This is a genomic window from Anabaena sp. AL93, from assembly GCF_001672085.1.
Lineage (GTDB): Bacteria > Cyanobacteriota > Cyanobacteriia > Cyanobacteriales > Nostocaceae > Dolichospermum > Dolichospermum heterosporum.
In genome coordinates this window covers 1-10,263 of the sequence record NZ_LJOU01000143.1, presented here as the reverse complement: position 1 = coordinate 10,263, position 10,263 = coordinate 1, and the positions used below count along the sequence as shown (strand labels likewise).

Sequence of the window (10,263 nt, the reverse complement as noted above, 5' to 3'; positions counted from 1 at the left end):
CATTTATTCTCAGGGAATATGTCCCATTTAAAAAAATAAATTCTGGTTGAAAAATGTCAATATATTGAAAGAGGAGGAGAAAGTTATTTATTCAAAAAACTATAAATTTGCTTAGAATTTCAGCTAGATTGGTAAGTTGAAATCAATTCTTCATGTCTAGATTTTTAAAGATTTTTAAAACCCTATCTATCTCCAGCGTCGGATGATAATTATCTATTAAAAAAGAATAATTTAATACAGGGTTTACACTTAAATTAAGAGAATTTTATCTTATTTTTTTCAAAATGAGAATTGCTGATAGATAAGCCATGCCTTTACCTAATAATAATTCTGTGGCACTGATACTAGAAGCATAAACTTGTAAAATAGTCCCTTTTTCTTTTTCTCTAACCATTGCGATCGCTGTTAGTAAAGATGGAAAAATCCATAGAATTACACCATATACTCCGGGAACAATATATAGAGATTCTAATCTACCAGGATTAAACCACAAACGGATTCTAGCGGTAATTCTTTTAGTAGCTGGTAAAAGTCCTTCTTGCTGCATAAAGAAATTGGTAACTCTTTGAATAGTACCTCTCGCCAAATTGTTCTAAACTCATTAATGTCAGATACTTATGACGACGTTCCCATAACAAATCATCATCAACTTGTCGTAAACCTCCCGCATAACGTAAATTTTCATCAATACTCAAATCCAAATATAGAGAAAATTGTTGTGTTAAATATCCCGTCATTAACCGCGCATCTCGTGCAGGTTGACCAAATACCAAAACTTCCCCCGCAGTCGCTACCATCACACCACCTAAAATGTGAAAAGTGGTAGTTTTCCCCGCACCATCAGGACCAATCAAACCAAACATTTCCCCCTTATTAACAGTAAAATTAATTCCTCTAACTGCGGCTAACTTCCCATAATCTTTATGTCAGAGGGAACAGGGAACGGGCAACAGGGAACAGGAAAAACTCATGTTTAAAAACATGAGATTGAAATAATGACACTGTTTTTTTCGTGCTACGCATCTTTTAAAAACATCCTTTTTTTGACTGAGCTTTAAACTGGTGCAAATGAGTGTTTCTTATTTGCTCCCTGTTCCCAGTTAAGAGTTCCCTGTTCCCTTCTTTTGTAAATTACTAACCTTAATAGCCTCTGTTTGGTAATTGGTAATTGGTAATGGCTAATTGGTAATTGGTGATTGGTAATTAGTCATTCTTAACTCCCCATGACTTATGCAGAAAATATTTTAAACTCTCATTTCTCCGTGTCCTCTGTGCCTCTGTGGTTTGTTTCTCTTAATTACCTTGTAACCTAATTTCCGCATCTGCCGGCATTCCGATTTTAGCACAGGGTAAATCTGATTCTTTATAGGGATTTTCGGGATTAAAACAACCTTGAGGATTTTCCACTCGAATGCGAACTCCTATTACTTGTCGCACCCGATCTTTTTGGAAGTAAATATTTTCTGTAGTAAAAGAAGCTTGAGGATCAATAGAAATTACTTTACCATTTAGGGGTTTTTCCGGTGCAGAATCTAGAAAGATTTTAGTAATTTGTCCCAATCGGACTTTGCCAATATCACCTTCAGGAATAAAACCTCGCAGATATATATTTTTGGGATCAACTATTGTTAAAATTTTGGTTTGACTACTAACTACTGTACCGGGTTCTGCACTGCGAGAAGTTATTACCCCATCTAAAGGACTAACAACATTTAAATCTTTTTTCGAGTCTGCTATTTGGGTGAGGATTTGCTGTTTTGATGCTAAGGCATCTCTGACTTTACCATGAGCCGATCTGACTTTAGCCTGAGCAGATTTCATTTGAGCAAAACTCTGGTCTTTTTTTCTGCTTAATGCTTCTAATTGAGCATTACGAATGCCAGGATTAAAGCCTGTGGTTTGGGTTTGAGTTAATGCCCCTTGGATAGCGCTTAATTGTTCTCGTGCCGCATTTACAGCCGCTTTTCGGGCTTCTAGAGTGGCTATGGCTGTCTCTAATGTGGTTTGTGATTGGTCAAATTGTTGTTGATTAATAGCGCCTTCTTTGATAAGCTGGGCATAGCGATCGCTGTTAATTCTCGCTAATTTTACCTCTGCCTCTGTTTGCTTCACTTGAGCTTGAGTTTGTAATAATTGAGCCTTAGCCGCCGCTACATTAGATTTTGCCTGTTGAATTCGTCCTTGGGTATCCCCCTCGGACTGTTGTAAATTCAGCTTTGCTTCCCTAATTTGACTGTTAATTTGTTCAAGTTCACTTTGCACTCTATCCACCTCTGCGATCGCCTGTTGTTCATCGGATTGTGCAGATGTTAATCGTGCTTCAGCGCCTCGTAATTGCTCTTGTAACAGTTGATCATTACTGTCGTCTAACTTAATTAATTCTTGTCCTTTTTTGACATAAGCCCCTTCTCTCAAGGCAATGGACTCGATTCTTCCCGAACGTTTAATCCCGATTTCGATTTCGGTTTCGTAGCCCTCGATTCTACCACTTAATTTGAGTACATCTACTTCTCCCTGGGGGCGATTTTGCCACAGGACATAACCAAGACTACCCCCCACGACTAACAACCCCAATAACAAAGGAATTGGTTTTTTACCCTTTCGCTGCTTAGATGGTGGTATAGGAACATTAAGAAAATTGTCTGGAGATGTTGGCGCAGTTTGAGACATAGTAGCATACCAAATTATAAGGGAAATGCCGAAAACCCTTGAAGATGTAGCTTCCTAAGTCAGCTACATCTGTGCTTTAGACAAGGGATGAAGGCTAGAGGCTTTCCTTTATCCTGCATTGACATTAATTTAAAAATTTGAAATAACTTCAAATTTTAATCCATATTCGTGATACAGTTAAATTGTCAGCAAAGACATTAAAAACCTACCGGGGGACTCTCGGAAAGTTACGCTTGTCAGAGATGATTCTGCCGGTAATGGCAAACAGGATCAGGGCAGGAACCCAAATATTTAAGGAACCCTGCCTGAAGCTGGGATAACTGAGAGATATAGACTGAAACTCTCTATAGAATCCCCGGTCTAAAGACGCGGGGAGTGTCAACAACCTCTACCTTAAAATATATACTAGACTGTCTAGTCAATACTATTGCCAAAGCCCTGAAATCCTATTGATATAGATAGTCAGTCAGTAACCCAGCCCTAAAGGGACTGAGCTTGCAAGAGTAATCAAACAAGCTGTACTGACCAGACCACCCTGAGCTTAGTCTCATGGTAGCCGTTATTTGAGTCACGACACCCACCGAATGCGTAGCCCCTTCGGGGTTCAGCAGTCGCTCATGGGGGAAACCCCCAAGACCGCGCTGCTTCACTAGTTCCCCGCTCTGTCGCTTGTGATTAAACAGTTCTAAGGTCACTGGAACAGTGTTGTAAGCTCAAGCAAGCTCTTATAACTGGTCGTTCGCGCCAGCGTGCCGGAGGCATCTAGCTAACATTACCCCAGAAATGGGAGGCTCTTCGGAGCAACACATTATGCGTACAGAGTTGGGAAATTTGAATCGGTAATTGTCCCGTTGAAAGTACACCACAAAAGTACCCCGAGTTTCTTAACTCCAAGGCGGTAATGAAAAAAGATTCAAAGCGGTTAAAACCGCCCGTGTCGCTTTCCTCTCAGGGAGCCAAGCCACTGAGTTTCCCACTTACCGGATATTCTTATGATATTAGAGGCAGAGCCTCATCAACTGCATTCCTAGTCAGAGACTAGGAACGAGATGTGGTAGAGATTCGTCTCGTTCCCAGTCTCTGACTGGGAATGAATTCTAGAAGGCTCTGCCTTCAATGATATTAGAGGCAGAGCCTCATTACCTGCATTCCTAGTCAGAGACTAGGAACGAGATGTGGTAGGGATTCGTCTCGTTCCCAGTCTCTGATGTTCATTTTAAATCTAATAATCCTGTTTCTTTTAATTTTGGATTAAAGCGGATTTGAGTATTGACTCCCCGGTCTTTGAGAACTCCTAAAATTTCTTCTTCAACCCGCCGCGCCACATTTTTTAAAACCTTGCTTTTTCCGAATTCATCAATAGCTATATTTTGATAATTATTTTGTTCTTCTGGTGTCATTAATTCTTTTACATCTATAGGATTATTCCATTTTTGTTTATTTTCGATGTTCGGAATATCAGGATTAGCATTTTCCGTAATCCAAGCATTTTCAATAGCTTCCAAAATTGTTCGATTAGGACGTTCTATAGTTTGTACCTTTACCCAATAACAATTTTGAGGTTGACGGACTAAATGCTGCTTTAAACTTAGATAAATATCACGAGAATAGCCAACAAATTGCAGAATTTTATCCTGATTAAAAATCGCGTAAACTCCAATTTTTTCTTGAAAGGTGACTATGACTTCACCATCATTATCAATATAGGCATGATATTCTAAACTAGCTAAGGTTGGTAAGTTTATTTCTGTTGTCATAAGTGAATTAAAAATTTGTTATTGTAATCATAAGAGACTTCCAAATAAAAAAATGTCCCAAAACTGATGCAAAAATTCTCTCTCTGTGTACTCTGTGCCTCTGTGGTTCGTTTCTTGGGATAATTTATTTCTTGGAAGTCTCTAAACCAAAAAACTTTCCACATCTTCACCATTATCAAATGAAATTACCTTTTTTAATCCTAACTTTTTTATTATGTGAGTTTTTTGCTCATAAAAGTATAAATGCTAAACCTCAACCAGTTTCTCCTATCGGAGTTGAACATGATCAATCAGCAGAGTTAATCACACAACCAATCACAATTGACAGTTATTGGTATCAGATGCCCCAAGTCAATCCTGAACCATATTTCAGTATCAGCAAGCCAGAGTGTAAGAAAATAAATCCTCTTGATTATATCAAGAATCCAGAATCTTTTTTGAAATTATGCCCCAGTAATAACTCAAATCGTAACCCTTATGAGCCAGTTGAATATCTAAAAGTTCCTCCCCTAGATTCTGGAATTAAGATCAAGCTGGGTGATTTTTAATAATGGATATAAGTAGGTGGGCGTTAAAAATTGTCCTTGGGGCAAGGGAACAGATTCAGATATCAGTAGAAAACTGGCTTAAATCTGATTAAGGGACTTCTAGGAAATAAATTATCCCAATAAATAAATGAACAAACGAACCACAGAGGCACAGAGAACACAGAGAGAGAAGAAATAGGGAGGGTTTTTGCGTTAGTTTTGGGACATTTTTTTATTTGGAAGTCTCTAAGAGGTTGTTTGAAAACTTTTTCATGTGGGATCTGACACCCGCAGATCCCCCTAAATCCCCTTTGAAAAGGGGGACTTTGAGGAATTTAGCCCCCCTTTGTAAGTACGGTGTACACACAAGTTATCGAATCACCATTATTCCTCAAATTACCCCACCCTAACCCTCCCCTTGTGAAGGGGAGGGAACTAATTTTTCCGGTTTCCCCCCTTGTGAAGGGGAGGGAACTAATTTTTCCGGTTTCCCCACTTGATAAGGGGGGATTAAGGGGGGTAATTTAACTTGTGTGTACACCGTAGCCTTTGTAAGGGGGGTTGGGGCAAGGCGGAAGTCAAAAGTCAAAAGTCAAAATGAAGACAGTATAGGCTTTTGGAGGATTTAGAATGGTTGGTTTATTTACGCCGTTTTGTACTATACTCAAAACGGCTTGATTGTTTGATTCTAAACGTAGGGGTAAAGCAAGAGCTTCATTGGTGTCAACTTAGGCTACAGATGGCTTATTTGTTGGCTTCCACACCCACCCAGAAATGAATTTCCGGGCTAATAGCGAAAGTAAACTAAAGTTTACTCAAAAATTTCCGGGTTATTTAGTCATCAAAAGACAACTTCTGCTATTAGACTGGGAATTCATTCCCAGGCGGGCTATGGGTTTTACGTTAATACTATTAGGGACTTCCAAGAAATAAATTATCCTGATTAACGAACCACAGAGGCGCAGAGGACACAGAGGAATAAGGGTTTGAGAGATTTTTGCGTTAGGTGGTTGAGTATTTTTTTATTTGGAAGTCCCTTCGCCGCAGTGTCCTAGAGTTTATTCATCATCAAAATCATCGTCGTCATCATCTTCCTCTTCTTCTCCGAAATCATCGTCATCTTCTATAACTAGGTCGTTAATTTCATCAGCAATTAAATCATCCTCATCGAGTAGTAGCCGTTCTCCTATTTTGCTACCAAAGCCACTATCGCCCATGCCCGGTGCGTCGAGGTTGTAGAGTTTTGCGGTGCGGTCGTCTAGTACCATGTCCAATGAATCATCTACTTCATCTAAGATGCCACTGCCCATATCTACTACGTAATCATCAATTACCCCCGCTTCCTCGTAGGTGTTGTAGCCAGTCCCCGCGGGAATCAAGCGCCCAATGATCACGTTTTCCTTCAGTCCCCGCAGCCAGTCCGATTTGCCCTCAATGGCGGCTTCTGTTAAGACCCTGGTGGTTTCTTGGAAAGAAGCCGCGGAGATGAAACTGTCGGTGTTCAGCGATGCCTTGGTAATCCCCAACAGCATGGGAGTGTATTCTGCCCTCGCCCCACCGGTAATCGCCATAGCTTCGTTCACCTGTTCCACCTGCCGGAGTTCTACCAGTTCCCCCGGTAGCATGGTTGTGTCGCCACCGTCATCAATCCGCACTTTGTTGGTCATTTGCCGGACAATTACCTCGATGTGTTTGTCGGAAATGTCAATGCCTTGGGATTGGTACACCATCTGTACTTCATTTACCAAAAAGGTTTGTACCTTCTGCAAAGCGTGGCTTGCACAGGCATAGATTCCATCCTCCGACCCCAAACTGAAGAATATTTCCAGAATCTCATGGGGGTTGGAGGGTCCGTCGGTGAGGGGTTGTCCGGCTACAATGTGCGCCCCGTCGGGAACAATCAGGTTTTGCCCAGGTCCAAGGGGATAGTCGGTGACTGTGCCATTGGCTTCAACAATTTTAATGGCATAGGCTTCTCTGGTGATGGATGTCACCTCATCCCCATCGCCATAGACAATCTTCACTTCCCCCGGACGACGGGCTAAAATACAAGCTTCCTTGGGTTTACGGGCTTCTAGCAGTTCCTCAATCCGGGGCAAACCTTGAATAATGTCTCCAGTCTTAGCCCGTTCAAATACCAACAGCACTAAGTTGTCACCCCGTTGCACCAAGTCCCCATCTTCTACCTGTAACACCGCCCCCGGACTCACCCGGTAAGGACGACCGACGCGGAGGGTAATGGTGTAAGCAGAAGGTGACAGGTGACGGGTGACAGGTGACAGTGAAGAAGCATTTCTGTCACCTGTTCCCTGTTCCCTGTCACCTATCCTCTGTTCCCTGTCACCTGTCACCTGTTCCCTGTCACCTCCCTTGACTTCCACCACTTGTCCCGATTCCGATGCGAATATCCCCGGCGCGATCGCACTTCCTTCTACTACCAAATCATCCTTACTGACGGTGGGCAAGACATTGGTATTCACTGTCACCAAATCATTGGCACGCAATACTAAACAACGGCGGACTGTTTCTGCCCCCTGTTGCACACCCCGGACTATGCCCCCTTCCTTACATAATATCTTCGTCCGGGCTACCACAGCCCCCGGTTCAATGGTGTCACCATCCACCACTTCCAAATTAGTTTGGGTACTGCCTTGGGTGGCATCTGCCGTAATGTCGCGGCGCACTACCAAAGACTCTAAAATTACTAACTGTAGTCTTTGAATCTCCCCATCTTCTGGGTCTGTAATCAGTTCAATGTCCGCCGCCAAAGGTGAACTGCCGTGTTCTCCCTCCGTCTCCTGCTCAATTTCTAATACTATCTGTGTCCGTAGCAGTTCCACACCCTCCACCGACTTCACCCGTTCCGAATCCTTGTAGGGAATCCTTTGCACCGCCCGCAGTTGAATCGAGCGCCCTGTCTGCTGACTGACGGAAGTGGTGGCTGGAACATCAGGGTTGGTGGGGACAGCAAATTCTACTACCGGACGACTCAGCAACCCTGGACCTTCAGGAGTTTCCACATACTGAACATAGCGCAATTCCGTAGCTACAGTTCCTTGCAGTTCCTCACCGGGTTGCAAAAACGTATTGTCATGGGCGATCGCTGTCTCTGGATCATCTACCATCAACAGTTCACCGGGTTTAATCACTACTTCCCGTAAAATGTCGTTCTTTTGGGTAACTTCCACTACCCCACCAGTTTGACAGAAGATGTCCTGGACTACTTCTGTCCCCGCTTCCACATACTGTCCATCTTCCACCCGTAACAAGGAAATATCCTTATTTACCTCATGGGTTTCTTCCGGTATCCACAGCAGTGTTCCCCCCTGGACTACCTCATAGCCCAATTTGGCTTTACCTTTTTTCTGTACCTCCACTTCGCCAAACTTCAACAAGCCCCCGGTGGTTGTCCGGTACTGGTCATCAATCAATTCTGCCACTACCTGACCATTTTGTACCTTCGCCCCTGGAGTCGCCCGCAAGTTAAACTCCGATATCGCCCCATTATCGGGATTGGTAGTGGTAATCAGGTAATTATTCCGTCCTTGGGAACTCTGGATTGTCACTGCTGCCTGATCCAACACCACAGAAGCGGTAATAATCTCAATTTCCCTGGTGGCTTTCCCTGGAATCGCTTCTGGCAACCGTACCACACCCCCGTGAACTGTGGTTAATTTGGTTTCCGCTAAGACTCCATTGGTAGCGATCGCATCGCCATTTTTTACCACCAATTCTGCTCCGGGCAGTAAATTATATACATCCCCCGACAGAATCCAAATCAACCCCCCTCTAGAGGCTGTGACAGTGGTATTGCCCTGACGGTCGGTTTTTTGTTCCGCCACCACATCGGCAAACTTCACTTCCCCAGCCAAGTCCGTCGCCACATCCTTGACGGCTTTTTCTGTATTGGTTCTGGTAGTTCTGCCTCCCAGCGCCACCTCAGCCACCAAGTGATCCGCTAGTACCTGTTGACCATTGTGGATATACAGCGTTGAACCTTGGGTAACAGCAATTTCCTGGCTTTCCCCCGTTCCCGATTTCTTATCCCCCTCAATTGTCAAAGTCCCATTGGCTTCCACATACAAAGCATCTTCACCATGTCGAGTCCGATAGGGACGGGTTTGTAACTTGCGGGGAATTTTTACCGTTCCTGACACCTGCGATCGCACCTGTTGGGCTACTTCCCCCGTAAATACACCCCCGGTGTGGAAAGTCCGCATGGTTAACTGGGTTCCCGGTTCACCAATACTTTGCGCCGCAATAATCCCCACAGCTTCCCCTAGATCCACCATCTTGGCATGGGCTAAACTCCAACCATAGCAGTGCTGACACACCGACCGCGCCGCCTCACAAGTCAAAGGACTGCGGACAGTCACCTTCTGTACCCCGGCTTTTTGGATGGCGATCGCCAAATCATCATCAATGGGGGTATTCCGAGGGGCAATGATTTCCCCCGTTTCTGGATGCACCACATCCTCACCCACCACTCGACCCATCAACCGCGTCGCCAGTTTAATCAGAGTTTTATTCCCCTCCACCATTGCCCCAATCGTCAAACCGCGATTAGTGCCACAGTCAAACTCCCGCACAATCACATCCTGGGACACATCCACCAACCGCCGGGTTAAATACCCTGAGTCAGCAGTCCGCAGCGCCGTATCCACCAGCCCCTTCCGCGCCCCATAACTAGAAATAATATATTCCGTTACCGTCAATCCCTCACGGAAATTGGTCTTAATTGGTAAATCAATAATTTCCCCCTGGGGATCTGCCATCAGTCCCCGCATCCCCACCAACTGCCGCACCTGAGAAATATTGCCCCGCGCCCCCGAAAAAGCCATCATATACACAGAATTGAGGGGATTGGTTTTTTTGAAATGCACCACCACCTCATCCTTGAGCGCTTCTGAGGTACTATTCCAAGTATCAATTACCTTTTGGAAACGTTCAACTTCAGTAATTTCCCCTCGTTGATAGCGTTCCTCCGTCGCCAAAATTTCCGTCTCCGCCGCCTCCAGCAATTCCTTCTTAGAAGGAGGAATCATCAAATCATCCACACTAATAGACACACCCGCCTTGGTAGCATAGCGAAAACCCAACTCCTTGAGTTTATCTGCCATCACCGCCGTCCGCGCCGTCCCATAATGGGTAAAAGACCAGGAAATCAAGTCTCTTAATTTACCCTTGTTCACCACCAGATTGCGAAAAACTGCTTTAGTCATAATTTTAGTAGGGGCGCAGGGCCTGCGCCCAATCATTAGTTGTTAGTAGAAGGAGTCAGAGGGAGTGGGGGGAGTAGGGGAGTGGGG

General features: G+C 44.0%; 4 protein-coding genes and 2 pseudogenes. 1 reads left to right on the top strand and 5 read right to left on the bottom strand.

What is annotated here, in order from left to right; all coding sequences use genetic code 11:
• Positions 1 to 301: 301 nt before the first annotated feature.
• From AN486_RS24780 to AN486_RS24765, 4 genes and pseudogenes are all read right to left on the bottom strand, one after another.
• Positions 302 to 592 (bottom strand): annotated as a pseudogene (locus tag AN486_RS24780) (ABC transporter permease); the annotation flags it as partial.
• Positions 576 to 926, bottom strand: a pseudogene (locus AN486_RS24775) (ATP-binding cassette domain-containing protein); the annotation flags it as partial. The pseudogenes AN486_RS24780 and AN486_RS24775, both read right to left, overlap by 17 nt.
• 367 nt (positions 927 to 1,293) lie before the next feature.
• Positions 1,294 to 2,670: an HlyD family efflux transporter periplasmic adaptor subunit gene (locus AN486_RS24770; protein WP_290602879.1), complete on the bottom strand. Its 1,377-nt coding sequence runs from the start codon at positions 2,668 to 2,670 to the stop codon at positions 1,294 to 1,296.
• Between the two features lie 1,211 nt (positions 2,671 to 3,881).
• The gene (locus tag AN486_RS24765; RefSeq protein WP_053540074.1) at positions 3,882 to 4,427 is read right to left on the bottom strand and encodes a GIY-YIG nuclease family protein; all 546 of its coding nucleotides are present in this window, start codon (positions 4,425 to 4,427) and stop codon (positions 3,882 to 3,884) included.
• 179 nt (positions 4,428 to 4,606) lie between these two features.
• On the opposite strand from AN486_RS24765, the gene AN486_RS24760 reads away from it, so the two are divergent.
• Complete coding sequence (locus AN486_RS24760) at positions 4,607 to 4,975, top strand: hypothetical protein (protein ID WP_053540075.1); 369 nt, start codon at positions 4,607 to 4,609, stop codon at positions 4,973 to 4,975.
• 1,037 nt (positions 4,976 to 6,012) lie between these two features.
• On the opposite strand, the gene AN486_RS24755 is transcribed toward AN486_RS24760, so the two are convergent.
• Positions 6,013 to 10,176, bottom strand: coding sequence for a DNA-directed RNA polymerase subunit beta'' (locus AN486_RS24755; RefSeq protein WP_290602878.1), 4,164 nt, complete (start codon positions 10,174 to 10,176; stop codon positions 6,013 to 6,015).
• Positions 10,177 to 10,263: the final 87 nt, after the last annotated feature.

Excerpts from the sequence above, each read along its gene's own strand:
- AN486_RS24770 (WP_290602879.1), bottom strand. The coding sequence starts at position 2,670 with ATGTCTCAAACTGCGCCAACATCTCCAGACAATTTTCTTAATGTTCCT.
- AN486_RS24765 (WP_053540074.1), bottom strand. The coding sequence starts at position 4,427 with ATGACAACAGAAATAAACTTACCAACCTTAGCTAGTTTAGAATATCAT.
- AN486_RS24760 (WP_053540075.1), top strand. The coding sequence starts at position 4,607 with ATGAAATTACCTTTTTTAATCCTAACTTTTTTATTATGTGAGTTTTTT.
- AN486_RS24755 (WP_290602878.1), bottom strand. The coding sequence starts at position 10,176 with ATGACTAAAGCAGTTTTTCGCAATCTGGTGGTGAACAAGGGTAAATTA.